Origin of the sequence: Leifsonia sp. 22587 (assembly GCF_052044215.1) — a bacterium.
Taxonomy (GTDB): Bacteria; Actinomycetota; Actinomycetes; order Actinomycetales; family Microbacteriaceae; genus Leifsonia; species Leifsonia shinshuensis_C.
On record NZ_JBQENB010000001.1, the window covers coordinates 1183993 to 1209092 of the forward strand.

Annotated in this window: 25 protein-coding genes and 1 other RNA gene; 13 read left to right on the forward strand and 13 right to left on the reverse strand. The window is 72.1% G+C overall.

The genetic code is table 11. The features are described from left to right. Window positions 1-2: 2 nt before the first annotated feature. Window positions 3-647 (reverse strand): aa3-type cytochrome oxidase subunit III, encoded by a 645-nt coding sequence (ctaE, locus tag ACTJI1_RS05715; protein WP_310129810.1) that lies wholly within the window; start codon window positions 645-647, stop codon window positions 3-5. Between the two features lie 132 nt (window positions 648-779). On the opposite strand from ctaE, the gene trpD reads away from it, so the two are divergent. The 4 genes from trpD to dhaM are packed head-to-tail and all read left to right on the forward strand — an operon-like array spanning window position 780 to window position 4250. Further along, window positions 780-1829, forward strand: a complete 1050-nt coding sequence (gene trpD, locus ACTJI1_RS05720; RefSeq protein ID WP_440741862.1) for an anthranilate phosphoribosyltransferase — start codon at window positions 780-782, stop codon at window positions 1827-1829. A gap of 23 nt (window positions 1830-1852) precedes the next feature. Next, complete coding sequence (dhaK, locus tag ACTJI1_RS05725; protein WP_310129807.1) at window positions 1853-2851, forward strand: dihydroxyacetone kinase subunit DhaK; 999 nt, start codon at window positions 1853-1855, stop codon at window positions 2849-2851. A gap of 53 nt (window positions 2852-2904) precedes the next feature. Then, the gene (dhaL, locus tag ACTJI1_RS05730; protein ID WP_310129805.1) at window positions 2905-3537 is read left to right on the forward strand and encodes a dihydroxyacetone kinase subunit DhaL; all 633 of its coding nucleotides are present in this window, start codon (window positions 2905-2907) and stop codon (window positions 3535-3537) included. Then, window positions 3534-4250, forward strand: coding sequence for a dihydroxyacetone kinase phosphoryl donor subunit DhaM (dhaM, locus tag ACTJI1_RS05735; RefSeq protein ID WP_440741863.1), 717 nt, complete (start codon window positions 3534-3536; stop codon window positions 4248-4250). The genes dhaL and dhaM overlap by 4 nt, the downstream gene beginning before the upstream one ends. 32 nt (window positions 4251-4282) lie before the next feature. Here dhaM and ACTJI1_RS05740 read toward each other — a convergent pair whose 3' ends face one another. Then, window positions 4283-4786 (reverse strand): GNAT family N-acetyltransferase, encoded by a 504-nt coding sequence (locus ACTJI1_RS05740; RefSeq protein WP_310129801.1) that lies wholly within the window; start codon window positions 4784-4786, stop codon window positions 4283-4285. A gap of 2 nt (window positions 4787-4788) precedes the next feature. Continuing rightward, on the reverse strand, window positions 4789-6087 hold the full coding sequence (locus tag ACTJI1_RS05745; protein ID WP_440741864.1) for an aminotransferase class I/II-fold pyridoxal phosphate-dependent enzyme: 1299 nt from the start codon (window positions 6085-6087) through the stop codon (window positions 4789-4791). 63 nt (window positions 6088-6150) lie between these two features. Between ACTJI1_RS05745 and ACTJI1_RS05750 the strand changes: the two genes are divergently transcribed. Further along, window positions 6151-6795: a DUF1345 domain-containing protein gene (locus tag ACTJI1_RS05750; protein ID WP_440741865.1), complete on the forward strand. Its 645-nt coding sequence runs from the start codon at window positions 6151-6153 to the stop codon at window positions 6793-6795. Between the two features lie 3 nt (window positions 6796-6798). On the opposite strand, the gene ACTJI1_RS05755 is transcribed toward ACTJI1_RS05750, so the two are convergent. Continuing rightward, the gene (locus ACTJI1_RS05755; RefSeq protein WP_440741866.1) at window positions 6799-7281 is read right to left on the reverse strand and encodes a dihydrofolate reductase; all 483 of its coding nucleotides are present in this window, start codon (window positions 7279-7281) and stop codon (window positions 6799-6801) included. After that, window positions 7278-8084 carry a thymidylate synthase gene (locus ACTJI1_RS05760; RefSeq protein WP_440741867.1) on the reverse strand — a complete coding sequence of 269 codons (807 nt, stop codon included), beginning with the start codon at window positions 8082-8084 and terminating at the stop codon, window positions 7278-7280. The genes ACTJI1_RS05755 and ACTJI1_RS05760 overlap by 4 nt, the downstream gene beginning before the upstream one ends. A 59-nt stretch (window positions 8085-8143) precedes the next feature. Between ACTJI1_RS05760 and ACTJI1_RS05765 the strand changes: the two genes are divergently transcribed. From ACTJI1_RS05765 to rnpB, 5 genes are all read left to right on the forward strand, one after another. Next, entirely contained in the window at window positions 8144-10300 is a 2157-nt protein-coding gene (locus ACTJI1_RS05765; RefSeq protein WP_440741868.1) for a purine-cytosine permease family protein, read from the forward strand. Window positions 10301-10394: 94 nt separating this feature from the next. Further along, window positions 10395-11213 (forward strand): Nif3-like dinuclear metal center hexameric protein, encoded by an 819-nt coding sequence (locus ACTJI1_RS05770; protein WP_440741869.1) that lies wholly within the window; start codon window positions 10395-10397, stop codon window positions 11211-11213. After that, the gene (locus ACTJI1_RS05775; RefSeq protein WP_440741870.1) at window positions 11210-11350 is read left to right on the forward strand and encodes a hypothetical protein; all 141 of its coding nucleotides are present in this window, start codon (window positions 11210-11212) and stop codon (window positions 11348-11350) included. The genes ACTJI1_RS05770 and ACTJI1_RS05775 overlap by 4 nt, the downstream gene beginning before the upstream one ends. Continuing rightward, the gene (locus ACTJI1_RS05780; RefSeq protein WP_440741871.1) at window positions 11347-12081 is read left to right on the forward strand and encodes a zinc ribbon domain-containing protein; all 735 of its coding nucleotides are present in this window, start codon (window positions 11347-11349) and stop codon (window positions 12079-12081) included. Before ACTJI1_RS05775 ends, ACTJI1_RS05780 begins: the two co-directional genes overlap by 4 nt. Before the next feature lie 67 nt (window positions 12082-12148). Next, an RNA gene (rnpB, locus tag ACTJI1_RS05785) (RNase P RNA component class A) lies at window positions 12149-12518 on the forward strand. Between the two features lie 4 nt (window positions 12519-12522). Here rnpB and ACTJI1_RS05790 read toward each other — a convergent pair. From ACTJI1_RS05790 to map, 4 genes are read right to left on the reverse strand one after another with little or no spacing between them, the layout of a single operon-like run. Beyond that, window positions 12523-13242 (reverse strand): response regulator, encoded by a 720-nt coding sequence (locus ACTJI1_RS05790; protein WP_440741872.1) that lies wholly within the window; start codon window positions 13240-13242, stop codon window positions 12523-12525. Further along, window positions 13239-15782, reverse strand: a complete 2544-nt coding sequence (locus ACTJI1_RS05795; protein ID WP_440741873.1) for an ATP-binding protein — start codon at window positions 15780-15782, stop codon at window positions 13239-13241. The genes ACTJI1_RS05790 and ACTJI1_RS05795 overlap by 4 nt, the downstream gene beginning before the upstream one ends. Window positions 15783-15787: 5 nt before the next feature. Beyond that, window positions 15788-16621 (reverse strand): polyphosphate--glucose phosphotransferase, encoded by an 834-nt coding sequence (gene ppgK, locus ACTJI1_RS05800; RefSeq protein WP_440741874.1) that lies wholly within the window; start codon window positions 16619-16621, stop codon window positions 15788-15790. Between the two features lie 29 nt (window positions 16622-16650). Then, window positions 16651-17517: a type I methionyl aminopeptidase gene (map, locus tag ACTJI1_RS05805; RefSeq protein ID WP_310129781.1), complete on the reverse strand. Its 867-nt coding sequence runs from the start codon at window positions 17515-17517 to the stop codon at window positions 16651-16653. Window positions 17518-17529: 12 nt separating this feature from the next. On the opposite strand from map, the gene ACTJI1_RS05810 reads away from it, so the two are divergent. After that, window positions 17530-17739: an SPOR domain-containing protein gene (locus ACTJI1_RS05810; RefSeq protein WP_285116406.1), complete on the forward strand. Its 210-nt coding sequence runs from the start codon at window positions 17530-17532 to the stop codon at window positions 17737-17739. Here ACTJI1_RS05810 and panB read toward each other — a convergent pair. Genes panB through ACTJI1_RS05825 form a run of 3 tightly spaced genes read right to left on the reverse strand, consistent with a single transcriptional unit; the run spans window position 17736 to window position 19277 of the window. Then, window positions 17736-18587 (reverse strand): 3-methyl-2-oxobutanoate hydroxymethyltransferase, encoded by an 852-nt coding sequence (gene panB, locus ACTJI1_RS05815; protein WP_440741875.1) that lies wholly within the window; start codon window positions 18585-18587, stop codon window positions 17736-17738. The genes ACTJI1_RS05810 and panB overlap by 4 nt on opposite strands. A gap of 46 nt (window positions 18588-18633) precedes the next feature. After that, window positions 18634-19020 carry a type II toxin-antitoxin system VapC family toxin gene (locus ACTJI1_RS05820; protein ID WP_440741876.1) on the reverse strand — a complete coding sequence of 129 codons (387 nt, stop codon included), beginning with the start codon at window positions 19018-19020 and terminating at the stop codon, window positions 18634-18636. After that, window positions 19017-19277 (reverse strand): hypothetical protein, encoded by a 261-nt coding sequence (locus tag ACTJI1_RS05825; RefSeq protein ID WP_440741877.1) that lies wholly within the window; start codon window positions 19275-19277, stop codon window positions 19017-19019. Before ACTJI1_RS05825 ends, ACTJI1_RS05820 begins: the two co-directional genes overlap by 4 nt. Window positions 19278-19379: 102 nt before the next feature. Between ACTJI1_RS05825 and glnA the strand changes: the two genes are divergently transcribed. Then, window positions 19380-20717, forward strand: coding sequence for a type I glutamate--ammonia ligase (gene glnA / locus ACTJI1_RS05830; protein WP_440741878.1), 1338 nt, complete (start codon window positions 19380-19382; stop codon window positions 20715-20717). Between the two features lie 10 nt (window positions 20718-20727). Further along, the gene (locus tag ACTJI1_RS05835) at window positions 20728-23754 is read left to right on the forward strand and encodes a bifunctional [glutamine synthetase] adenylyltransferase/[glutamine synthetase]-adenylyl-L-tyrosine phosphorylase (protein ID WP_440741879.1); all 3027 of its coding nucleotides are present in this window, start codon (window positions 20728-20730) and stop codon (window positions 23752-23754) included. A gap of 77 nt (window positions 23755-23831) precedes the next feature. Here ACTJI1_RS05835 and ACTJI1_RS05840 read toward each other — a convergent pair whose 3' ends face one another. Next, entirely contained in the window at window positions 23832-25067 is a 1236-nt protein-coding gene (locus tag ACTJI1_RS05840; RefSeq protein WP_440741880.1) for an RNA polymerase sigma factor, read from the reverse strand. Window positions 25068-25100 lie beyond the last annotated feature (33 nt).

A 25100-nucleotide genomic window follows, 5' to 3' on the forward strand; every position in this document is an offset into this window, starting at 1 on the left:
TCCTATCGGATGATGTAGATGACCGCGAACAGCCCGATCCACACGACGTCGACGAAGTGCCAGTAGTAGGAGACCACGATGGCGCTGGTCGCCTCCTTGTGGCCGAAGATCTTGACCGCGAACGCGCGGCCGATCACGAGCAGGAAGGCGATGAGGCCGCCCGTGACGTGGAGGGCGTGGAAGCCCGTCGTCAGGTAGAACGCCGAACCGTAGGCGTTCGAGCTGAGCGAGATGCCCTCGGAGACCAGGGTGGCGTACTCGAGCACCTGGCCGGAGACGAAGACGGCGCCCATGAGGTAGGTGAGGGTGAACCACTCGACCATTCCCCAGCGCCAGAACTGCAGCAGGCCGCCCGTGCGGCGCGGCTGCATGCGCTCGGCGGCGAACACGCCGAACTGGCAGGTGACCGAGCTCAGCACCAGGATCAGAGTGTTGGTCGCCGCGTACGGGATGTTGAGGTGCTGCGTCTCAGCGGCCCACAGATCCGGCGACGTCGACTTGAGGGTGAAGTAGATCGCGAACAGGCCCGCGAAGAACATCACCTCCGAGCCGAGCCAGACGATCGTGCCGACGGCCACGACATTGGGCCGGTTGATCGCCGGCGCACTCGCTGAGGGAGAAAGGGAGGTGCTCGTCACGTAACCCATTATGGCTGAAAAGAACCCATGGTTTTCCCACCCAGGGGGCTTGAATCGACCGGATTTCCGGTTAGGACAGCCTCAGTGGGCGCCCGGCGGCCGGTATCGCCGTGGCGTGTCGCCCGCCGATAGGATCGCAGCATGGTCCACACGCAGTCCTGGTCGTCCGTGCTGACGTCTCTCCTGGCCGGGGAGCACCTGAGCGTGGCGGACGCGGCGTGGGCCATGGACCAGGTCATGACCGGCGAGGCGACGGACGCCCAGTTGGCCGCGTTCCTCATCGCCCTGCGGGCCAAGGGGGAGACCGTCGACGAGATCGTCGGGTTCCGCGACGCCATCCTGGATCACGCCGTCCCGCTGGATGTGGACCCGATGGCCCTCGACATCGTGGGCACCGGCGGCGACCGGTTCGGCACCGTGAACGTCTCGACCACCGCGTCCATCGTCGCCGCGGCCGCCGGCGTCCCCGTCATCAAGCACGGCAACCGCGCCGCGAGCTCCTCGTCCGGATCGTCGGATGTGCTGGCCGCACTCGGCATCGACCTCACTCTGTCCGCCGATCGGGTGGCGGAGGTGCTGCGCGTCGCCGGGATCACCTTCGCCTTCGCGAGCGCCTTCCACCCCGGATTCGCCCACGCCGGCCCGGTGCGGGCGCAGCTCGGCGTCCCCACCGTCTTCAACTACCTCGGCCCGCTGTGCAACCCGGCGCGGCCCGAGGCGTCCGCGGTCGGCGTCGCGACGCTCGACCGCATCCCGCTCATCGTCGGCGTGTTCCAGACCCGCGGGGCGACCGCGCTGGTCTTCCGCGGCGACGACGGGCTCGACGAGCTGTCGACCACCGGTCACAGCCACGTCTGGGAGGTCTCCCGGGGCCTCGTCACCGAGCACGACATCGATCCGCGCGACCTGGGCATCCCCCGGGCGCGGATCGACGACCTGCTCGGGAAGGACGCCGCGTACAACGCGGCGGTCGTGCGTGCCGTGCTCGCGGGCGAAGAAGGCCCCGTGCGCGACATCGTCCTGCTCAACGCGGCGGCCGGGCTCGTTTCCTACGAGCTCGCGTCCGACCCGTCGAGGGTCCAGGTGTCCATCCTGGATCGATTCCGTTCGCAAATGGCGGTCGCGGCTCAGGCGATCGACTCCGGGGCTGCGGCCGCGAAGCTCGACGAGTGGGTGGCGGCGACGCACTGACAGCAGTGGAAGGAAGGGTTTCGATGAAGAAGCTCATCAACGACGTACCCGACGTCGTGACCGAGTCCCTCGCGGGGTTCGGCCGGGCTCACGCCGACATCGTGAAGGTGTCGCAGGATCCGAAGTTCGTCTCCCGGGCCGACGGCCCCGTACAGGGCAAGGTCGGTCTGGTCAGCGGAGGCGGCAGCGGTCACGAGCCCCTCCACGCCGGCTTCGTCGGCAAGGGGATGCTGGATGCCGCCGTGCCGGGCGAGGTCTTCACCTCGCCGACGCCGATGCCGATCGTCGAGGCCACCAAGGCCGCGGACGGCGGAGCGGGCGTGCTCCACATCGTGAAGAACTACACCGGCGACGTTCTGAACTTCGAGACGGCCGCCGACCTGGTCGGCGCCGAGGGCATCACCGTGCGGTCCGTCGTCACGAATGACGACGTCGCCGTGCAGGACTCCCTCTATACCGCGGGCCGGCGCGGCGTCGCGGGCACGGTGCTCGTCGAGAAGATCGCGGGGGCCTCGGCCGACCGCGGCGACGACCTCGACGCCGTGACCGCCATGGCGGAGCGCGTGAACGCGAACGTCCGCTCGATCGGCCTCGCGCTGACCGACGGCACGGTCCCGCACGCCGGCGAGCCGGGCTTCGTGCTCCCCGAGGACGAGATCGAGTTCGGCGTGGGCATCCATGGCGAGCCGGGCCGCGAGCGGATCAAGCTGGAGCCCGCCGACCGCCTGGTGGACCGGATGATGGACGCGATCCTCGCCGACCTGTCCTTCGACGGCTCCCCGGTGCTGCTGTTCGTGAACGGGATGGGCGGCACCCCGCTGTCCGAGCTCTACATCCTGTTCCGGCGCGCCGCCGAGGTGCTCGACGAGCGCGGCATCACCCTCAGCCGGTCGCTCGTGGGCAACTACGTGACCTCGCTGGAGATGCAGGGCGCATCCATCTCGCTGCTGAAGCTGGACGACGAGCTGACCGAGCTGTGGGACGCGCCGGTCCACACGGCCGCTCTGCGCTGGGGCCTGTAACCGCCCCGCGAGGGACCGGCGAAGCTGCACACGACAACGACAAGGAGGCGTCGATGACGCTGGACACGAACTGGGTGAAGGCGTGGATCTCCGCTGCGGCGGACTCCATCGGCGAGCACAAGCAGGAGCTGAACACGCTCGATCGCGAGATCGGCGACGGCGACCACGGCGAGAACATGGACCGTGGACTGCGCGCGTCGGTGGCGGCGCTGGAGAAGCTGCCGGACGACGCGACGCCGAACGCGGCGCTGCGCTCGGTGGCCATGACCCTGATCTCGACGGTCGGCGGCGCGTCCGGCCCGCTGTACGGCACCGCGTTCCTGAAGGCGGCGGAGCCGCTGGGGGACGCGGCGACGGTCGACGGGGCGGCCCTCGTGGCCGCCCTGGCGGCGGCGCGGGACGGGATCGTGTCCCGCGGCAAGGCCGAGCCCGGCGACAAGACGATGATCGACGCCTGGACGCCCGCAGTGGATGCGGCGCGCGCGGCTCAGGAGTCCGGGGCGTCCGCTCCGGACATCCTGACCGAGGCGGCCGACGCGGCGGAGGAGGGCGCGGTCGCGACCGAGCCGCTCGTCGCGCGCAAGGGCCGTGCCAGCTACCTGGGCGAGCGCTCGGCCGGGCACCGGGATCCGGGCGCCCAGTCGACCGCTCTGCTGCTGCGCGCGGCCGCCGGGGCGGCGGAATGAGCGAGCGGGTCGGCATCGTCTTCGTCTCGCACAGCGAGCAGATCGCGGCGGGGATGGTGCAGCTCGCCGGTCAGATGGCCGGCTCGGTGCGCCTCGTCGCCGCGGGAGGGACGGACGACGGCGGGATCGGCACCAGCTTCACGAAGGTGATGTCTGGTGTCGCGGAGGCCGACGGCGGCTCCGGGGTCGTGGTCGTCAGCGACCTGGGCTCCGCGCTCCTGACGGCCGAGACCGTGCTGGACATGCTCGACGACGACCAGCGCGCCCGGGTGCGGGTGGTCGACGTGCCGTTCGTGGAGGGCGGCGTCGCCGCGGCGGTCGCCGCGGAGTCGGGCGCCGACCTCGACGCGGTCGCGGCCGCGGCCCGGGGCGCCGTGGACGCCTGGGCCGGGGATGCGACCGGCGGCGCTGCCGCCGAGGCCGCGCCCGCGCCGGAGGAGGGTAGCGCCGCCTCCGGGCCGTATGAGCGCGAGGTCGTCGTCCGCAACCCCGAGGGCCTGCACGCCCGGCCGGCCGCGGAGTTCGTGAAGCTCGCGAACACGTTCCCTGTGAAGGTGACGGTCAACGGCAAGGACGCGAAGAGCCTCCTCGGCATCATGTCCCTCGGCCTGACCGCCGGGTCCACCGCGCGCATCGCGACCGAGGACGCCGACGGCCGCGCCGCGGTGGACGCGCTCGCCGACCTGGTCGACACCGGCTTCGGCGAGGTCTGACCCGGGCCCGGCGCCGGGGACGCAGAAACGGCTCAGACGAGCGGGAGAGCCATCTCCCGCTCGTTCGCCGTGCGGTCGAGCGGGTACGGCTGCGTCCGCCCGGTGAACACGAAGCCGCGGCGCAGGTAGGAGCGGATGGCCGGCCCGTTGTCCTCGTGCACCTCCAGCAGCAGCCGCTCGCCGCGTCCCCGCGCCCAGTCGATGACGGCGTCGAGGAGGGCGTCCGTGATGCCGTGCTCGCGGCCGCGCCACTCCGGGCTCACGTACACGCCCACCAGGTACGGGTCGTGCGACGCGGCCGACTGGTAGCCGCCCATGCTTCCGAGCCAGCGTCCGTCCTCGGCGACCGCCGCGAAGAGGCGCGAGGTGGCCGAGGTGTTGGACGCGCGGCGCCGCCAGTGCTCGTCGGGATGCGTCCTGGCGTGCTCCAGCGTCTCCAGGAACGCGATCGGCGTGTCCTCGAGCATCTCGAAGCGCAGGGCGCGGTACGCCTGCCAGTCGTCCTCGGTGCTCGCGCGGACGACCCAGCCCGTCATCGTCAGTCCCGGTCGGCGAGGAGAGTCTCGGCCTCGGCGAGCAGGATGGCCGTGCACAGGCCGTCGAGGGCGGCGGTCAGCTCGTCGAGCGACGGGAAGGTCGGGGCGATGCGGATGTTGGCGTCGCGCGGGTCCTCGCCGTAGGGGAAGGTGGAGCCCGCGGGCGTGACCGCGATCCCGGCCTCTTTCGCCAGCTGCACCGCCCGCTTGGCGGAGCCGTCGGCGACGTCGAGGCTGACGAAGTACCCGCCCTTGGGCGCGTTCCAGCTGCCGGCGCCCCAGGGGGCGAGGCGCTCGCGGAAGACCTCGTCCACGGCGGCGAACTTCGGCTCCAGGATGGCGCGGTGCTTCTCCATGTGCGCCGTCAGGCCGTCCGCGTCCTTCAGGAACAGGGCGTGGCGAAGCTGGTTCAGCTTGTCCGGTCCGATGCTCTGCGCGGCCGAGTTGTGCTGGAACCAGGCGATGTTCGCCGGGGACGCCCCGAAGAAGGCGACGCCGGATCCGGGGAAGGTGACCTTGGACGTGGAGGCGAAGATGAGCGGACGGTCGGGGTTTCCCGCCTCGGCGGCGAGCGTGAGCACGTCGATCGGCTCCGGACGGTCGTCGGTGAGGTGGTGCACCGCGTACGCGTTGTCCCAGAACAGGCGGAAGTCAGGGGCCGCGTCGAGCGACACCAGCGCGCGGACGACCTTCTCGCTGTAGACGGCGCCGGTCGGGTTCGAGTACACCGGCACGCACCACATCCCCTTGATGCTGTCGTCGGCGGCGAGCAGCGAGGCGACCGCCTCGATGTCGGGGCCGTCGTCGTTCATCGGGACGGGGATCATCCGGATGCCGAAGCGCTCCAGGATGGTGAAGTGGCGGTCGTACCCGGGCACGGGCGCGAGGAAGCTGATCGACTGGTTGGCCCACGGCAGGTCGCCGCCGGGGACGCCGTGGATCAGCGCCTGTGCGATCGTGTCGTGCATCACGGTCAGGCTGGCGTTGCCGAGCGCGAGCAGCTGCGCGACGGGGACGCGCAGCGCGCCGGAGAAGATCTCGCGCAGCTCCGTGAGCCCGTTCGGGCCGCCGTAGTTGCGGAGGTCGGTGCCCGCCGCATCCCGGTAGGCGCCGTCGGGCAGGTGCAGCAGGTCGTTCGACAGGTCGAGCTGGTCGGCGGACGGCTTCCCGCGCGTGATGTCGAGCGAGAGGCCCGCGGCCTTCAGCTCGTCGTAGGCGCGCGCGAAGGAAGAGTGCGCCTCGCGGAGCGCTGCGGTGTCGAGGTCGGCCAGGGGAGAGGGCGAGAGAGCTGCGGTGGTCACGTGATCGATCGTACCGGCGGTGCGTGCCCGTCTGCTCGGCCGACGTGTGCGAGCATCCGGTGTGTGACCGACGAACTGCACAGCGGCCGTGGACGCACGGCGGCGAAGATGACGACCGCTTTCGCCGCCGGGGTGGTCGTCGGCGTCACCGTCGGCCTGCTCAACGGGTGGCACTACGCGATCATCGCGGGGTGGGCGGCCGCGTGCCTCGTCTACATCAGCTGGGTGTGGATCGCGGTGTGGCGCCTGGACTCCGCGGCGACGAAGAGCCACGCCACGCTCGAGGACCCGGGACGCCGGACGGCGGATTTCGTGCTGCTGCTCGCGGCGGCGGCCAGCATCCTCGCGGTGGTGTACATCCTGGTCGACGCCAAGCACCTGAGCGGCGGCAAGCAGCTCGGGGTCGCGCTGCTCGCGGTCGTGAGCGTCGCGCTGTCGTGGACGCTCGTCCACACCCTGTACGCGCTGCGCTACGCCCGCATGTACTACCGGAAGGGCGGCGGGATCGACTTCAACCAGAAGGAGCCGCCGCGCTACAGCGACTTCGCGTACCTGGCGTTCACGCTCGGGATGACGTTCCAGGTGTCGGACACGGACATCAGCAGTTCGTACATCCGCCGCGCGATCCTGCGGCACACCCTGCTGTCGTACGTCTTCGGAACGGTGATCGTGGCGGCGACCGTGAATCTGGTGGCCGGGCTCGGCTGAGGCCTACCGCGTGTAGGTGAGGAAGCGGTACCGGGTGCCGTTCGCGGCGGTCGCCCATTCGCCCGCGTGCACCGTCCATCCCTCGCCGGGCTCGGGGGCGCGGGTGTCGCCCGGCACCTCGAGGTCGATCTCCGTGACCTCCAGCCGATCCGCGAGCGGAAGGGTCTGCCGGTAGAGCTCGGCGCCGCCGATCACCCAGACGGTGGAGGCGTCACCGGCCGCGGCGAGGCCCTGCTCGACCGTGTGCGCGACCTGCGCGCCGTCCGCGTTCCAGTCCGGCTGCCGGGTGACGACGACGTTCGCGCGCCCGGGCAGCGGGCGGAAGCGCTCGGGAAGCGACTCCCAGGTGCGCCGGCCCATCACGACCGGGTCGGTGCCGGTCAGATCGCGGAAGTGCTTCAGATCCTCCGGGAGGTGCCACGGCATCCCGCCGTCGGCGCCGATCACGCGGTCGCGGGCCTGCGCCCAGATCAGCGCGAGCGTCATACGGCGACCGCTGCGCGGATGGCCGGGTGGTGCTGGTAGTCCTCGACCACGAAGTCCTCGAAGCGGTAGTCGAAGATGCTCTCTGGCTTCCGGGCGAACCGCAGCCGCGGTGCGGGATACGGGTCGCGCGTGAGCTGCTCCTCCACCTGCTCGAGGTGGTTGTCGTAGATGTGGACGTCGCCGCCCGTCCAGACGAACTCCCCGGGCTCCAGGCCGACCTGCTGGGCGACCATCATCGTCAGGAGCGCGTAGCTCGCGATGTTGAAGGGGACGCCGAGGAACATGTCGGCGCTGCGCTGGTACAGCTGGCAGGAGAGGCGACCGTCGGCGACGTAGAACTGGAAGAAGGCGTGGCACGGGGCGAGCGCCATGTCCGGGATGTCGGCGACGTTCCAAGCGGAGACGATGATGCGGCGCGAGTCGGGGTCCGTGCGCAGGGTGTCGATCACCTGCTGGATCTGGTCGATGTGGCGTCCGTCCGGCGCGGGCCACGACCGCCACTGCACGCCGTACACCGGGCCGAGCTCGCCGCGCTCGTCGGCCCACTCGTCCCAGATCGTCACGCCGTTCTCGCGCAGCCACCCGACGTTGCTGTCGCCGCGCAGGAACCAGAGCAGCTCGTACGCGATCGACTTGAAGTGGACGCGCTTGGTCGTGATGAGCGGGAAGCCCTCGGCAAGGTCGAACCGCAGCTGGCGGCCGAACACGCTGCGCGTGCCGGTGCCGGTGCGGTCCGATTTATGCGCGCCGTTCGCCAGCACGTCGCGGAGCAGGTCTTCGTACGGGGTGGGGATCGCGCTCACGCTCCGATGCTACTTGCCGGGGCTCTCGAACGGGGCGCGCCGCGTCGTAGTCTGGCGTCATGGACGGCACAGCGCGCGGCGAGCGGCACAGCGACGACGAGCTCGCCGGTGTGCTGGAGGAGGAGGTCGCGCGCATCACGTCGGCCATCCCGATCGTCGTGCCGCGGGCGACGGCCGCGCCCGGCACGCAGGCGGCCCGCGACGGGGGATCGGAGGAGGGCGCTGAGGGCGACGCGGATGCGCTTGCCCACGGCGACGCCGATGCTGATGCCGACGTCGATGACGAGGCTGCGGCGGATGGATGGGCCGGGCCGCCGACCGAGCGGATCAGCTTCGACGACCTCCCGGTGCGACGCGCCCCGACCGGGCCGGAGCCGACGTTCAGCGAGTGGGTGGCCACGGCGGCCATCCCGATCCAGCGTCCGGAGCGGCAGCGCCAGCCCGAGCCCGAGCCCGCCGAGCCCGAGACGGCCGCGGAGGCGGTCAGCCCGCCGACCTTCCGTCCCGTCGCCCGTGCCGAGCCGCTCGACCTCGTGCCGCCCGAGGCGGCGCCGCGGGACTCCGAGCCGGTGCCCGTGCTGCCCGTCGCGCCATCGGTCGCGCTGATGGCGCCCGTCGTGCCAAATGAGGCGCCCGCCCCGGAGGCTGCGGCCCCGTCCGACGCGACCGTCGCCCCGGATGCCGCGCCACCACTCGAGGACGACGCCGCGCATCCGGTCGCAGACCCGGACGAGCACGACGTCCCTCGCGGCCGCCACACCCGGATCAGCCTCCTCACCCCCGAGGAGGCGGACCTCGAACCGACGCCGCTCGACCAGCGGGTGGGGCGCGCATCCCGGATGTTCTGGCTCTGGTTCGCCGGCACCTCCTCGCTCATCAGCGTCGGCGTCGGCGCGACCCTGTTCGTGCTCGGCCTCAGCCTCCGTCAGCTCCTCGTCGCGACACTCGTCGGCGTCGCCCTCTCCTTCCTCCCGCTCGGGCTCGGCACGCTGGCCGGGAAGTGGAGCGGGCAGCCGACGATGGTGGTGTCGCGGGCGTCGTTCGGAATGCGCGGCAACCTCATCCCGACCGTGCTCGCCCTGCTCGTGAAACTGTTCTGGGGCTCGGTGCTGCTGTGGCTGGCGGGTTCTGCCGCCGGATCGCTGACGGCCGCCGAGGGGTGGACGGGGGACGCGGCCGGCGCGACGGTGACCGCGCTGATCGTCACCATCGCGCTCGCCGTGCTGATCGCGTACACCGGCTACCGCCTGGTGGCCCGGGTACAGCTGGTGCTCACCATCGCGTCGGCGGTGCTGATCGGCCTGATGATCATGGCGACCTGGCGGCACGTGGATGTGACGCGCGCGCTCGCGGTGCCCGACGCGTTCTGGACGCACGTCGTCACCGGGGCCGTGCTGGTCTTCAGCTACGTCGGGCTCGCGTGGGCCATGAGCAGCGCGGAGGTGGCCCGGTACCAGCGGCCGCTGTCGTCCGGCGGCGCCGCGATGCTCTGGGCGACGTTCGGCGCGGGCGTGCCTCCGTTCATCCTCGTCTCCTACGGCGGCCTGCTCGCCGCCTCGCAGCCCGGCATGGCCGGGGCGCTCGCGAGCGACCCGGTCGCAGCGCTGACCATGCTCGGGCTGCCGGCCTGGTACCCGGTGCCGCTGCTGCTCGCCGTCGGGCTCTCGCTGATCTCCGCGCTGGTGCTGACCGTGTACTCGGCCGGGTTCACGCTCGACGCCGCGGGCGTTCGCCTCGGCCGCCGCTGGAGCACCGTCGTCGCGGGGGCGGCGATCGCGATCGTCGGCGCGGTGCTGGCGGCCACGGTCACGGACCTCGCGTCGGTCGTGCGCGGGGTGCCGACCGCGCTCTCGGTGCCGGTCGCCGCCTGGGTGGGCATCTTCTCGGGCGAGATGATGCTGCGGACGCGGCGGTTCCATCAGCAGTCGCTGCTCACCCGGGGCGGCGTCTACCCGGACTGGCGCTGGACCAACGTCACGCTGCTCGTCGTGGCGACCGTGGTCGGGCTCGGTGCGATCAGCTCGCCGCTGCCGTGGCTCGCCTGGGAGGGCTACCTGTTCCGGCTGGTCGGGATCGACCCGGGCGCGGGGATCGGGACGAGCAACATCGGGGTGGTGGCCGCCCTGGCGATCGGGCTGTTCGGCGCGCTTGTCTCCGCGGCGCCGGCCATCCGGGAGCAGGAGCGGGCGGAAGAGGCGGGGCGTCTGATCGCCTGATCGGCGGCCGGCGGATTCCTCCACAGCCGGCGCGTTCTCCACAGAACCGATCCGGCAGGGTCGGCGCGAATCGGCATCCCGTAGGCTGATCGACGTGCCTCACACCCTCGCCTCCGTCCGCGACACCGTCGAGCAGCTCTGGCCGCTCGCCGGTGCCGAGAGCTGGGATGCGTCCGGCCTGGTGGCCGGAGATCCCGAGGCCACGATCGAGCGCATCCTGCTCGCCGTCGATGCCGTCGCGGCGACCGTCGACGAGGCCGTGGACACGGGTGCCGACCTGCTGATCGCGCACCACCCGCTGCTGCTCCGCGGGGTCACCACGGTGGCGGAGGACCGCTACAAGGGTGCGCTGCTCGCCCGCCTCATCCGGGAGGACGTGGCGCTCTACGCCGCCCACACGACGGCGGACGTCGTGGCCGACGGCACCAGCGACGTGCTCGCCGCGCGCCTCGGACTGCGCGACGCGCGTCCCATCGCCCCGGCGACCGACGGCGTCACCGGCATCGGCCGGGTGGGCGAGCTGGCGCAGCCCACCACCTTGGGCCAGCTCGCACGGGCGGTCGCCGACCTGCTCCCGCCGACCGCCGGGGGAGTGCGCGCCGCCGGCGACTACCACCAGCCGGTGACCCGGGTCGCCGTCTGCGGCGGCGCGGGCGACTCCCTGCTCGGTACGCCCGCCGTGCGCGGGGCGGACGTCTACATCACGGCCGACCTGCGGCACCATCCCGCCTCGGAAGCGCGGGAGCAGGCCGTGCTCGGTGGGGGCCCGGCGCTGCTCGACGTCTCGCACTGGGCAAGCGAGTGGCTCTGGCTCGACACGGCCGCCGAGAAGCTCCGGGAGGCGCTGCCCGGCGTCGAGGTCGCCGTCAGCGAACTGCGCACCGATCCGTGGGACTTCGCGATCCTGCAATGAGCGCCATCCACCCGATCACGCCGCGGGCGACGGGCCGGTACTCCGGCATCCCGCATCCCGGCACCCCGCATCCCGACACCCCGCACGCCGTCACCCCGCATCCCGACACCTCGCACGAAAGAAGCACCGCATCGTGAAAGCCAGCCCCGCCGATCAGAACGAGCTCCTGCGCCTGCAGTCCGCGGACACGCGCCTGGCGCAGCTCGCGCACGCCACCAAGAACCTGCCGCAGGCCGTCGAGCTGACGAAGCTGCAGCCCGAGATCGAGGCCCTGCGTGCCCGGTGGATCGCCGCGACCGGCGAGCTGGAGGACGCCCGGGCCGAGCTGAAGCGCGTCGAGTCGGATGTCGAGATCGTCGAGGCGCGCGTCAAGCGCGACAGCGACCGCGTGCAGCAGACCTCCTCGGTGAAGGACGTGCAGGCGCTCGAGGCGGAGCTGGCCTCCCTCGCCAAGCGCAAGGACGACCTCGAGGAGATCGAGCTCACCGTCATGGAGCGCGTCGAGGCGCTGGAGGAGGCGCTCGCCGCCGTCGAGGCGGAACGCGCGGAGCTCGACGGCCGGGTCGCCGCGCTCGAGGCGCAGCGCGACGAGGAGGCGGGCAAGCTCGAGGCGCAGCGCAAGGCCGCCGCGGCCGACCGGGCCACGATCGCCGAGGCGCTCCCGGCCGACCTCATCGAGCTGTACGAGCGGCAGCGCGCGCGGTACGGCATCGGGGCGGCCGCGCTCGTCCGCGGCGTCTCGCTCGGGTCGAACGTGAAGCTCACCGAGTCCGACCTCTCCGAGATCCGCCGCGCGGCGGCCGACGACGTGGTGCTCTGCCCGGACAGCGGCGCCATCCTCGTGCGCGGGGAGGACTCCGGGCTCTGACCGGCCCCGGGCGTCCGACGTCCGGCGACCGGCTCCGGAGGCGCCTGCGCTAGGGTTGAGGCCGGAATGGGTCGGCAAGACGGTCGCGTCGGTCCGCGTCAGCGGGCCGCCGAGGAACGTCCGGGCTCCGCAGAGCAGGGCGGTGGGTAACACCCACCCGGGGCAACCCGCGAGAAAGTGCAACAGAAAGCAGACCGCCGGGGACGCGAGTCCCCGGTAAGGGTGAAACGGTGGTGTAAGAGACCACCAGCGGCCGGGGTGACCCGGCCGGCTGGGTAAACCTCGCCCGGAGCAAGGTCGGACAGGGGACCATGAGGCTGCTCGTCTCGTCCCCGGGTAGACCGCTGGAGGGCGGCGGTGACGTCGTCCCGAGATAGATGGCCGTCCGCGGTGCTTCGGCACCGTGACAGAACCCGGCGTATCAGCCGGCCCATTCCCTTCTCACTGCGCGGGCGCGGCGGCCTCCGCGTCGCCGTCGGGCGTGAACCGGTAGCCCATCCCGGGCTCGGTCAGCAGGTAGCGCGGGCGTGACGGCTCCGGCTCCAGCTTCTTCCGCAGCTGCGCCAGGTACAGCCGCAAGTAGCCGGTGTCCTTGGTGTACTGCGGTCCCCACACCTGGGTCAGCAGCGACTGCCGCGTGACCAACCGCCGCGGGTTGCGCAGCAGCACCTCGAGGATCTGCCACTCGGTCGGCGTCAGCCGCACCGGGTGCACCGCGCCGTCGTCCCCACGGCGGGTGACCTGGCGGGCGGCCAGGTCGACCGTCACGTCCCCGAAGGCGACGACCGGCTCGTCCGTGGCGGACGTCTGCCGGCGGGTGAGGGCGCGGATGCGGGCTAGCAGCTCGTCGGCGGCGAAGGGCTTCGTGACGTAGTCGTCCGCTCCCGCGTCGAGCGCATCCACCTTGTCGCCGGAGCCGGTGCGTCCCGAGACGACGAGGATGGGGACGCTGCTCCAGCCGCGCAGTCCCTCGATCACCTCGATGCCGTTCAGCTGCGGCATCCCCAGGTCGAGCATCACCAGGTCCGGATGCTCGTCCACGGCGACAGACAGGGCCTCCGCGCCGGTGCGCGCGGTGAGCACGTCGTAGCCGCGGGCGGCGAGAAGGATGCGCAGGGCGCGCAGGATCTGCGGGTCGTCGTCCGCGATCAGGATCTTCACTCGTCCCCCTCCGCCGCCGGCAGCGACACGACCATGGTGAGGCCGCCGCCGGGAGTGTCCTCGACGTCGAGCGTGCCGCCCATCCCCTCGACGAACCCCTTCGACAGCGCGAGGCCGAGCCCGATGCCCGAATCGTTGTCGGTGTCCGACAGGCGCTGGAACGGCGCGAACACCGCCTCCCGGCGCTCGGCCGGGATGCCGGGTCCGCGGTCGACGACGCGCAGCTGCACCGTGCCGGCGAACTCGCTCGCAGCGAGCACCGGGCGGGCGCCCTCGGGGCTGTAGCGGAGGGCGTTGCCGAGCAGGTTCACGAGCACCCGCTGCAGCAGCACGCCGTCCGCCAGCAGTGGCGGCACGTCGGGGGAGAGGTCGAGCTCCACGTCGCCCGGCCCGACGCCCAGTTCGTCGAGGGCGGGCAGGATCACGTCGTCGAGCTCCGTCGGGGCGAGGGACACCGCGAGCACGCCCGCCTGCACCCGGCTGGCGTCGAGCAGGTCGGTGACGAGCCCGGCGAGTCCCTGGAGGCTGTCCTCCGCCGTCTCGAGCAGCGCCTCCCGGTCCTCGTCGCTCAACGTCAGATCCGACTGGCGGAGCGTGGTGACCGCGGCGGTCGCGGCGGCGAGCGGACGCCGCAGGTCGTGCCCGACAGCGGCGAGCAGGGCCGTGCGGACCCGGTCGGCTTCCGCCAGCGGGGCGAGCTCCGCGGCCGCCGCGGTGAGCTCGCGGTGCTCCAATGCCGCCTCCAGCTGCGCGACGATCGCCGACAGGAGCCGTCGGTCCCCGGCCTCGAGGTCGCGGCCGCGCAGTTCGAGGAAGACCCGGCCCTCCTGGCCGCCGCGCGCGTCGACCGCGCGCGACTCCGGGCCGGTCCGCACCGGCAGCCGCTGAGCGGGTTCCGACAGCGGTGCGTCTCCGTCGCTCGCGAGCACCTCATCCGCGCCGTCCGCCCCGTGCAGCACCAGCCGCACCCCACCGAGCCCGAAGGCCTCGCGGGTGCGGGTGACCAGCGCTTGCACCGCATCCTCGCCGCGTATCACGCCGCCGGCGACGGTCGCCAGCAGCTCCGCCTCGGCCGCCGCCCGCAGCGCCGCCCGCGACCGCCGCGCGGCCTGGTCGACCACCAGGCTGACCAGCGCCGCGATGATGACGAACAGGATGAGCGCCAGCAGGTGCAGGGGCTCCCCGACGGTGATCGTGTACAGCGGGTCGACGAAGAAGAAGTCGAGGGTGAGCCCCGACAGGAGCGCGGCGAACAGCGCGGGCCAGATGCCGCCGACGAGCGCGACCACGACGACGAGCAGCTGGTAGCTGAGCACGTCCGCCGTCATCGACTCCCCGGAGCGGACGCTCGTCAGCAGCAGCGTCAGCAGCGGGCCCCCGATGAGGGCGAGCAGGAAACCGTAGACCCGGCGCCGCACGGTGAGCCCTCCGCGCGGCCGGGGGAGGGAGAACCGGCCGCCGGCGCGCGCGTGCGACACGATGTGCACGTCGATGTCGCCGGATTCGCGGATCACGGTCGCGCCGATCCCCGGCCCCGTCAGAAGCGCCGACAGCCGGCTCCGCCGCGAGACGCCGATCACCAGCTGCGTGGCGCTCTCGCCGCGTGCGAACTCGACCAGGGCGCGCGGGATGTCGTCGCCGACCACCTGGTGGTAGCTCCCGCCCAGCTGCTCCACGAGCGCGCGCTGATTCGCCAGCACCCCGGGCGCCGCCTCGCGGAGGCCGTCCTGGCTGCTCACGTGCACCGCCAGCAGCTCGCCGCCGGAGCTGCGGGCCGCGATGCGCGCGCCGCGGCGCAGCAGCGTCTCGCCCTCCGGTCCGCCGGTCAGCGCGACGACGACGCGCTCCCGGGCCTCCCAGGTGCCCGCGATGCCGTGCTCGGCTCGGTACTGCTGCAGGGCGCTGTCCACCTCGTCGGCGAGCCACAGCAGCGCGAGCTCACGCAGCGCGGTCAGGTTGCCGAGCCGGAAGTAGTTCGAGAGGGCCGCATCCACTCGGGCCGCGGGGTAGACGACACCCTCGGCGAGCCGGTCGCGCAGCGCCTGCGGCGCCAGGTCCACCAGCTCGATCCGGTCCGCCCGGCGCAGCACCGCATCCGGGATGGTCTCCCGCTGCGGCACGCCCGTGATCTGCTCGACCACGTCGTTCAGCGACTCGATGTGCTGGATGTTGACCGTCGAGATGACGTCGATCCCCGCATCCAGCAGCGTCTCCACGTCCTGCCAGCGCTTGTCGTGGTCGGAGCCGGGCGCGTTCGTGTGCGCCAGCTCGTCCACCAGCGCGACCTGCGGATGCCGGGCGAGCACCGCATCCAGGTCCAGCTCGCTGAGGGTCACGCCGCGGTGCTCCACCAGCCGGCGCGGCACCACCTCCTGCCCCTCAAGGAGCGCCGCCGTCGCCGCGCGGCCGTGCGTCTCCACGACCGCGACCACCACGTCGGTGCCCAGCCCGCGCAGCCGCTCGCCCTCTTCGAGCATGGCGAACGTCTTGCCCACGCCGGGCGCCGCGCCGAGCATCACCCGCAGGCGGCCCCGAGGCATCCTCGTCAGGCCGGAGTGGGCGCGGGCACGTCGTCGGGCGTGCCGACCTCGCCGCTGCGGCCGCGCTCGCCGCGCTCCCGGCGCTCGCCGCGGACCGCGAGGGCCGCAGCGCCCAGGATGCCCGCGTTGTTGCGGTGCACGGCCGGCACGATCGGGGTCTTGAGCTTCAGCAGCGGCAGGAACTCCTGATAGTTCTTCGACACTCCGCCGCCGACGATGAAGAGGTCCGGCGTGAAGAGGAACTCGACGGTGGAGTAGTACTTCTGCAGGCGCTTGGCCCACTTCTCCCAGCTGAGGTCCTCGCGCTCCTTGGCGGAGTAGGCCGCGCGCGACTCCGCGTCGTGGCCGTCGATCTCCAGGTGGCCGAGCTCCGCGTTCGGGATGAGGATGCCGTCGTAGATGAGCGCGGACCCGATGCCCGTACCGAGCGTGGTCATGATGACGAGGCCGTCCTTGCCCTTGGCCGCGCCGAAGCGCGTCTCGGCGTACCCGGCGGCGTCGGCGTCGTTGACGAAGTGGATGTCGCGCCCGAGAGCCTTCTCGAACAGGTTCTCCGCGTGGAGGCCGATCCAGTCCTTGGCGACGTTGGCGGCCGAGAGGGTGACGCCGTGGCTGACGATGGCGGGGAAGCAGACGCCGACCGGCGCGTCCGGCTCCTCGGCCGCCAGCTGTGCGACGATCTCCTTCGTCGTCTCCACGATGTCGTCGGGCTTGCCGCCGGCCGGGGTGGGCAGCTTGACCCGGTCGCTGAGGAGCTCGCCGGTCGACAGATCGACCAGAGCCCCCTTGATCCCCGTGCCGCCGATGTCGATGCCGATCGCGTGCTTCTGCGAAGTCATGCTCCGAATCTACCGCGCCCGGCGGTCCGTCAGGCGAGGGTGAGGATCTCGGCCCCGCGCTCGGTGACGACGAGCGTGTGCTCGAACTGCGCGGTGATGCTGCGGTCGCGGGTGACGACGGTCCAGTCGTCGGCCCACATCTCCCACTCGTGCGTGCCCAGCGTCAGCATCGGCTCGATGGTGAACACCATCCCGGGCTCCATCACGTCGTCGTAGGCGGGGGCCGCGTCGTAGTGGGGGATGATGAGGCCCGAGTGGAAGGACGCCCCCACGCCGTGGCCGGTGAAGTCGCGCACCACGCCGTAGCCGAACCGCTTCGCGTACGACTCGATGGCGCGCCCGATCACGTTGACCTGCCGACCGGGCGCGACCGCCTTGATGCCGCGGTTGAGCGCCTCGCGCGTGCGCTCGACGAGCTGCGCGACCTCCTCGGACGCGGTCCCGGCGATGAAGGTCTGGTTGCTGTCCCCGTGGAAGCCGTTCTTGAAGGCGGTGATGTCGATGTTGACGATGTCGCCGTCCTCCAGCACCGTGTCGTCGGGGATGCCGTGGCACACGACCTCGTTGACGGAGCTGCAGATCGACTTGGGGTAGCCGCGGTAGCCGAGGGTGGAGGGGTAGGCGTCGTGGGCGAGCAGGAACTCGTGCCCGATCGCATCCAGCTCCTCCGTGGTCACACCCGGGCGCACCGCCGCGCCGACCGCCTCGATCGCCTGCGCGGCGATCCGTCCGGACTCGCGGATCAGCTCCACCTCGTCGGGCGTGTACACGTCGCCGCGGGTCGCCGGCGCCGGTCCCGGACGGCCGACGTACTCCGGCCGCGGGATGCGGCTCGGCACCGGGCGCATCGCGGTGACGCGGCCGGGGATGAGGTGACCGGCGGAATCCTTGGGCATACGATCAACTCTATGACGAGCGACGAGTACGGCATCAAGCAGGACGCCGAGCACAAGTACTGGTACAACATGAAGACCGGCGAAGTCGAGCAGGGCTTCCTGTCGCCCGCGCCGAACCGCGTGGGCCCGTTCGACACCCGCGAAGAGGCCGAGCACGCGCTCGAGAAGCTCCGCGAGAACTCCGCCAAGTGGGCCGAGGAGGACGCCGCGGACAACCGCTAGAAGCTGTGCTCCTGGGTGGGGAACGCCCCGCCCTGCACGTCCGCCTTGTACGCGCGGGCCGCATCCGCGAGCACGGTCTTCAGGTCGGCGTACTGCTTGACGAACCGTGGGACGCGACCGGTCGTGAACCCGGCCCAGTCCGTCCACACCAGCAGCTGACCGTCGACGTGGGGGCCGGCGCCGACACCGACGGTCGGGATGCGCAGCTCCTCGGTGACGCGCTTCGCGACGTCGGCGGGGACCATCTCGAGCACGACCGCGAACGCGCCCGCGTCCTCGACCGCGTGCGCGTCGGCGAGCAGGTCCTCCGCGGCCTGGCCGCGCCCCTGCACGAGGTGGCCGCCGAGGCCGTGCTCGCTCTGCGGGGTGAAGCCGATGTGCGCCATGACCGGGATGCCCGCATCCACGATGCGGCGGATCTGCTCCGCGCTGCGGCGGCCGCCCTCCAGCTTGACGGCGTGCGCGCCGGTCTCCTTCATGAAGCGGACCGCTGTGTGCAGCGCCTCCAGGGGGCCGGTCTCGTACGAGCCGAACGGCATGTCCGCGACCACGAACGCCCGCTTGACCGCTCCGGCGACCGCGCGCGTGAGCGGGATCAGGTCGTCGACCGTCACCGGGAGGGTGGTGTCGTAGCCGAGCACGTTGTTGCCGGCCGAGTCGCCGACCAGCAGGAAGTCGATCCCGGCCTCGTCGAAGATCTGCGCCGTCAGCATGTCGTAGCTGGTCAGCCCGGTGAACGGCGCGCCCTCCTCCTTCGCCGCCTGGAAGTGGCGGGTGCGCACCCGCTTCAGCGCCTGCATCGATGATGTCGTGGGATGGATGGAGGGCACCGGTGACTGCTCACTCATGCGGCCAGTCTAGTGACGGCGCGGGTGCCGGCGGCGGGTGCCCGGCTCAGACGGGCACGGGCTCGTACAGACCCCGCGTGGATGCGGCGGACGCCAGCTGCTTGTCGAAGGTGATGAGCCGGATGTCGTTGCCGACAGCCAGGGCGAGGGCGCAGGCGTCGGGCATGCGCAGTCGGTGCTTGGCCCTGATACGCGCCAGCAGGAGTGGTCCGTTCGGACCGAGGGACGTCGGTATCACCCCGAAGCGCTGAAGGTCTTCGAACGCCTCGACGCCGACGCCCGCCCGCTCGGGATTGACGAGCGCCTCCGCCAGGTTGACCGGATGGACGAGGTACCGGGTTCCGACGGCGAACGCCTCCACGGCCGCAGGGTGGTGGGCGTCGTCCGGGTCGAGCAGGGCGATCAGCACTCCCGCATCCACGGCGATGGTCACTCGGGCCAGCCCTCGCGGATCGAGTCGAGGCTCTCGGTGAAGACGCCCCGGTACCTGGCGCTCATCCGCTCCAGCTCCGCGCGGCGTTGCTCGGTCTCCGTCCTGCGGTCGTCGCGGACGCTCCTCTCGCCTTCCTCGATGAGGTGGAGGAGGAGCTTGCCGTCCGAGTCGTCGGACCACCGCTCCCGCGCCACGTCGATGGCGCGCTGAACCTGCGGGGTGTGCGTGATCTGGGTGCGGGCGAGCTGCGTCGGCATCCGGGAAGTGTACCACCGCCCGTCTCGGTGTTGCACCGCCGGATTGCGCGGTCCCTGCACCCCGCAGCCAGTAGTCTGGGAGCGGCCGAGGAAAGGGGCAGGATGGACAAGCAGCGCGACTTCGTTCTTCGCACGATCGAGGAGCGTGGCGTCAAGTTCGTGAGGCTGTGGTTCACCGATGTCGTGGGCACCCTCAAGTCCGTCGCCATCGCGCCGGCCGAGGTCGAGGGAGCGTTCAGCGAGGGCCTCGGTTTCGACGGGTCCGCCATCGAGGGCCTGACTCGCGCCTACGAGTCCGACCTGCTCGCCCTGCCGGATGCGACGACGTTCCAGATCCTGCCGTGGCGCGGAGAGGTCGACCCGACCGCGCGCATGTTCTGCGACATCACCACGCCCGACGGCCAGCCCGCCGTCTCCGACCCGCGCAATGTGCTCAAGCGGACGCTCGAGAAGGCGGCCGACCGCGGCTTCACCTTCTACACGCATCCCGAGATCGAGTTCTACCTGCTCAAGTCGTCGGCGTTCGGCGAGGAGGGCCCCGAGCCCGTCGACTCCGCCGGGTACTTCGACAACGTCCCGGGCGGCACCGCGCACGACTTCCGCCGCCGGTCGGTGCGGATGCTCGAAGACCTCGGCATCTCGGTCGAGTTCAGCCACCACGAGGCGGGACCGGGCCAGAACGAGATCGACCTGCGCTACGCCGACGCGCTCACCACCGCGGACAACATCATGACGTTCCGCACGGTGATCAAGGAGGTGGCGATCGAGCAGGGCGTGTACGCGACCTTCATGCCGAAGCCGCTGCAGGGCCAACCGGGATCCGGCATGCACACCCACATGTCGCTGTTCGAGGGCGACACCAACGCCTTCTTCGAGCCGGGCGCGCAGTACCAGCTCTCCAAGATCGGCCGCCACTTCATCGCAGGTCTCCTGCGGCACGCGCCGGAGATCACCGCCGTCACGAACCAGTTCGTCAACTCCTACAAGCGGCTGTGGGGCGGCGACGAGGCGCCCAGCTTCGTCAGTTGGGGCCACAACAACCGGTCCGCGCTGGTGCGCGTCCCGCTGTACAAGCCGAACAAGGGGCAGAGCTCGCGCGTCGAGTACCGCGCCATGGACTCCGCGGCCAACCCGTACCTCGCGTTCTCGCTGCTGCTCGCGGCGGGCCTCAAGGGCATCGAGGGCCAGTACGATCTCCCGCCCGAGGCCGAGGACAACGTGTGGGCGCTCTCCGACGGCGAGCGGCGCGCACTCGGCTACAGCCAGCTGCCGGCCAGCCTCGACCACGCCATCTCCCTGATGGAGGAGTCCGAGCTGGTCGCCGAGACGCTGGGGGAGCAGGCGTTCAACTACGTACTGCTCAACAAGCGCCGCGAATGGTCGGAGTACCGCGCTCAGGTCACCCCCTACGAGCTGCGGACCAACCTCGAGATCCTCTGACCCGCACGTCGTGACGCGGCAGCAGCAGCTCTCCCTCACCTCCCTGGCGCGCGCCGGGTTCGTGGGGTTGAGCTCGGTCCGCGACGAGCTGGACCAGCTCGCGGAGCAGACCGGCCTCGACGGGGAGTCGCTGCTCGCGGCGATCTCGGTCGCCGCCGACCCGGATACCGCGCTCGCCGCCGCCCTGCGGCTGCTGCGCCAGGCCCCCGAGCAGGCGGCCGCTGTGCTGCGCTCGGAGGTGGATGCACGCCGGCTGTTCCGGGTCATCGGCGCGTCGGAGGGCGTCGCGGAGTTCTTCCTGCGGCAGCCGGCGGAGCTGACCGCGCTCGCGCATCCCATCGACGCCCTTCCGACCGCGGACGAGGTCCGCGACGACCTCCTCGACGCGGTCGGTGCGGTGGACGGCGTCGCGGCCACCGACGACGAGAGCGCGTGGACGGCCCTCCGCATCCGCTACCGCCGCCGGCTCGTGCAGCTGGCGAGCTTCGATCTCGCGCAGGACGACCCGGTGGCGGGCTTCGACCAGGTCGCCGCGGCGCTCAGCGACCTGGCGGCCGCGGCGCTGGAGGCGTCGCTCGCCGTCGCCCGCCGGATGGCCTCCGGCACCGGACCCGGCCGCTTCCTGGAAGACCAGGTGCGCGCCACCCCGCTCGCCGTCATCGGGATGGGCAAAGCGGGAGCGCGGGAGCTCAACTACCTCAGCGACGTCGACGTCATCTTCGTCACCGAGGGCGTCGAGGACGCCGGGCTGGAGCCGGGCCGGGCCGTCGACATCGCGACGCGGCTCGCGATGCTCACCATGCGCGGCATCCACGAGCCGGCCATCGAGCCGGGGCTGTGGGAGGTCGATCCGAACTTGCGGCCCGAAGGCAAGGACGGCGCGCTCGTCCGCACCCTCGACTCCCACATCGCCTACTACGACCGCTGGGCGAAGGGCTGGGAGTTCCAGGCTCTGCTGAAGGCGCGGCCGCTCGCCGGCGACCGGTCCCTCGGCGACCGCTACGTCGAGGCGTTGGCGCCGAAGGTGTGGAGCAGCGCCTCCCGCGAGAACTTCGTCGAGTCGGTGCAGCGGATGCGCGAGCGCGTCACCGACCACATCCCCGACGACGAGGTGCACTACCAGCTGAAGCTCGGGCCGGGCGGCCTGCGCGACGTCGAGTTCACCGTCCAGCTGCTGCAGCTCGTCCACGGCCAGACCGACGACCAGGTGCGGCAGCGCGACACGCTCTCCGCGCTCGACGCGCTGGCGGCCCAGGGCTACATCGGGCGCGAGGAGTCGGCGATGTTCTCGCAGGACTATCGCGCGCTGCGCCTCATGGAGCACCGGCTCCAGCTGCGGAGGCTGACCCGCACGCACCTCATGCCGCGCGACGAGGCGGATGTGCGCATCCTGGCCCGTGCGACGGGTCTCGCCCCCAACGCCGACCAGCTGCTCGTCACCTGGAACGCGATCAAGCACCGCGTGCGCGGGCTGCACGAGCGACTGTTCTACCGGCCGCTGCTCAGCGCCGTCGCGGCCACGCCGGCCGACGACGCGCGCCTGGCCGGGGGAGCAGGCCTCACGAGCGCCCAGGCGGAGGCCCGGCTCGCGGCCATCGGCTTCCGCGACCCGCGCGGCGCACTCGCGCACATCGCCGCGCTCACGTCCGGCGTGTCGCGGCGGGCGACCATCCAGCGGCATCTGCTCCCGGTGATGCTGCAGTGGTTCGCCGCCGGTCCGGACCCCGACTACGGACTCCTCACCTTCCGCCGGCTCAGCGAAGAACTCGGCAGCACGCACTGGTACCTCCGGATGCTGCGCGACTCCACCGGCGCGGCCGAGCGACTCACGCGCATCCTGGCGGGATCACGGTTCGCCGGGGAACTGCTCGGCAGCATCCCCGAGTCGGTCGCCTGGCTGGAGTCCGAGGACGAGCTGCGCCCACGGCCCGCGGCGCTGCTCCGCGAGGAGACGGCCGCGATCCTGGCGCGGCACGAGTCGGTCGACACCGCCGCGGTCGCCCTGCGCGCCATGCGCCGACGCGAGATCCTGCGGCTGGCCGTCTCCGGCATCCTCGGCTTCGCCACCATCGAGGAGCTCGCCCACGGCCTCAGCGACGTCACCGAGAACACGATCGCCGGCGTGCTCCAGGCGATCCGCGCCTCCCGCGACGACGCCGATCAGCTGGAGTTCGCCGTCATCGGGATGGGCCGGTTCGGTGGACGCGAGCTCGGCTTCGGCTCCGACGCCGACGTCATGTACGTGTTCCGTCCACTCGCCGCGGAGCAGGAGGCCGCGAACCGGAGCGCGCTCGCCATCGTCTCCGAGCTGAACCGGCTCACGGAGGACAACCGCCTCCCGCTCGACCTCGACATCGGCCTGCGGCCGGAGGGCAAGAACGGTCCGCCCGTCCGCTCGCTCGAGTCGTACCGCGCCTACTACCGCCGCTGGTCGCTGACCTGGGAGGCGCAGGCGCTGCTGCGCGCGCGGGGCGTCGCCGGGGATGCCGCGCTGCTCGCGGACTTCGAGCAGCTCGCGGACGAGGTGCGCTATCCGTCCGCCATCGGCGAGCAGGAGGTGCGCGAGGTGAAGCGCATCAAGGCGCGCGTCGAGAACGAGCGGCTGCCGCAGGGCGCCGACCCGTCGCGGCACTTGAAGCTGGGCCGCGGCTCGCTGAGCGACGTGGAGTGGTTCGTCCAGCTCATCCAGCTGCAGCACGCCGCCGCCGTCCCCGACCTGCGGACACCGTCGACGCTGGATGCGCTGGCCGCGGCGACCGCGCACGGTTTCGTGTCCGAGGAGGACGCCGCACGGCTCCGGGACGCCTGGGTCTTCGCCTCCCGCACCCGCTCGGCCATGACCCTCTGGACGAACAAGACCGCCGACGTGCTGCCGGCCGACCGCGTCGCGCTCGACGGGGTCGCGCGGCTGCTGGAGTACCCGCCGGGGTCGGCCAGCCGGCTGGAGGAGGACTACCTGGCGGTGACGCGGCGTGCGCGCGCGGTGTTCGAGCGCGCGTTCTACGGGCTGCCTCAGCGGCCGGCGACCACTGCGTAGCGGGGCCGGCTAGCCCGGCCGGCTAGCGCGGCCGGCTAGCGCGGTCCTCGGTCGCGCCGTGCCGAACCCCGGCCGCGTCAACCGTGGCGGAGCCGGTCGGCCTTGTCGAGCAGCACCTGTCGTTCGCGCTCGTTCCCGGCGAGGCGGGCGGCCGTGGTGAGCTCGGCCACCGCCTCCTCTGTGCGTCCGAGCTGGGCGAGCAGCTCACCGCGGACGCTCGGCAGCAGGTGCGAGCCGCTGAGCGCACCGCGTGCGGCGAGCTCGTCGGCGATGAGCAGGGCGTTCGCGGGCCCCGTCGCCATGGAGACCGCCGCCGCGCGGTTGAGTTCGACGACGGGGCTCGGCGCGATGCGTCCGAGCGCTTCGTAGAGCAGCACGATCCGGTCCCAGTCCGTGCGCTCCGCGCTCGGCGCGAGCGCGTGTACTTCGGCGATCGCCGCCTGCAGCGCGTACGGCCCGCGCCCCCGACCGAGCGCGTCGGCCTGCGCGAGCGCCGCCCGTCCGCGCTGGATCTGCGAGCGGTCCCAGCGCGTGCGGTCCTGCTCGGTGAGCAGCACCGGCGACCCGTCCGGCCGGGTGCGCGCGGGGAACCGCGCGGCCTGGAACTCCATCAGCGCGACCAGTGCGTGCGCCTCGGGCTCGCGGGGGAGCAGCGCGGCGACCATCCGGCCGAGCCGGAGCGCTTCGTTCGCGAGGTCCGCGCGCATCCACTCGCGCCCAGACGTCGCGGCGTACCCCTCGGTGAAGACGAGGTACACGACGCTGAGCACCCCGGCGAGCCGCTCCTTCCACTCGGCCGGCTCGGGAGCGGCGAACGGGATGCGCGCCGCCTGGATGGTCTTCTTGGCCCGCACGATGCGCTGCTGCACCGTCGCGACCGGGACGAAGTACATCCGCGCGATCTCCGCCGTGCTGAGGCCCGCGACGATTCGCAGGGTCAGCGCGACCTGCCCCTCCCGGGAGAGTGCAGGATGGCAGGCCGTGAAGACCAGCCGCAGCACGTCGTCGTCGATCGGCTCCCAGGCATCCTCGACGGTCTCCTCCAGCGCGGACGCCATCGCCCGGTACCGGTCGTCGAGCCGTTCGCGGCGGCGCCAGTGGTCGATCGCCCGGCGCTTCGCGACCGCGGTCAGCCAGCCGCCCGGGTTCGCGGGCACGCCGTCCCTCGGCCACTGCTTCAGCGCCTCCACCAGCGCCTCCTGGGCGAGATCCTCGGCGAGGCCGACGTCGCCGGTCGCCTTCGCCAGGGTCGCGACGACGCGCGCCCCGTCGATGCGCCAGACGGCGTCGACCCTCGCCGGGATGTCGTTCATGGTCCGCTGAATCCGTCCTGCCCTCCGCGCCGA

Coding starts and splice junctions, on each gene's coding strand:
- ctaE (WP_310129810.1), bottom strand. CDS start 647: ATGGGTTACGTGACGAGCACCTCCCTTTCTCCCTCAGCGAGTGCGCCG.
- trpD (WP_440741862.1), top strand. CDS start 780: ATGGTCCACACGCAGTCCTGGTCGTCCGTGCTGACGTCTCTCCTGGCC.
- dhaK (WP_310129807.1), top strand. CDS start 1,853: ATGAAGAAGCTCATCAACGACGTACCCGACGTCGTGACCGAGTCCCTC.
- dhaL (WP_310129805.1), top strand. CDS start 2,905: ATGACGCTGGACACGAACTGGGTGAAGGCGTGGATCTCCGCTGCGGCG.
- dhaM (WP_440741863.1), top strand. CDS start 3,534: ATGAGCGAGCGGGTCGGCATCGTCTTCGTCTCGCACAGCGAGCAGATC.
- ACTJI1_RS05740 (WP_310129801.1), bottom strand. CDS start 4,786: ATGACGGGCTGGGTCGTCCGCGCGAGCACCGAGGACGACTGGCAGGCG.
- ACTJI1_RS05755 (WP_440741866.1), bottom strand. CDS start 7,281: ATGACGCTCGCGCTGATCTGGGCGCAGGCCCGCGACCGCGTGATCGGC.
- ACTJI1_RS05765 (WP_440741868.1), top strand. CDS start 8,144: ATGGACGGCACAGCGCGCGGCGAGCGGCACAGCGACGACGAGCTCGCC.
- ACTJI1_RS05775 (WP_440741870.1), top strand. CDS start 11,210: ATGAGCGCCATCCACCCGATCACGCCGCGGGCGACGGGCCGGTACTCC.
- ACTJI1_RS05795 (WP_440741873.1), bottom strand. CDS start 15,782: ATGCCTCGGGGCCGCCTGCGGGTGATGCTCGGCGCGGCGCCCGGCGTG.
- ppgK (WP_440741874.1), bottom strand. CDS start 16,621: ATGACTTCGCAGAAGCACGCGATCGGCATCGACATCGGCGGCACGGGG.
- map (WP_310129781.1), bottom strand. CDS start 17,517: ATGCCCAAGGATTCCGCCGGTCACCTCATCCCCGGCCGCGTCACCGCG.
- ACTJI1_RS05810 (WP_285116406.1), top strand. CDS start 17,530: ATGACGAGCGACGAGTACGGCATCAAGCAGGACGCCGAGCACAAGTAC.
- panB (WP_440741875.1), bottom strand. CDS start 18,587: ATGAGTGAGCAGTCACCGGTGCCCTCCATCCATCCCACGACATCATCG.
- ACTJI1_RS05825 (WP_440741877.1), bottom strand. CDS start 19,277: ATGCCGACGCAGCTCGCCCGCACCCAGATCACGCACACCCCGCAGGTT.
- glnA (WP_440741878.1), top strand. CDS start 19,380: ATGGACAAGCAGCGCGACTTCGTTCTTCGCACGATCGAGGAGCGTGGC.
- ACTJI1_RS05840 (WP_440741880.1), bottom strand. CDS start 25,067: ATGAACGACATCCCGGCGAGGGTCGACGCCGTCTGGCGCATCGACGGG.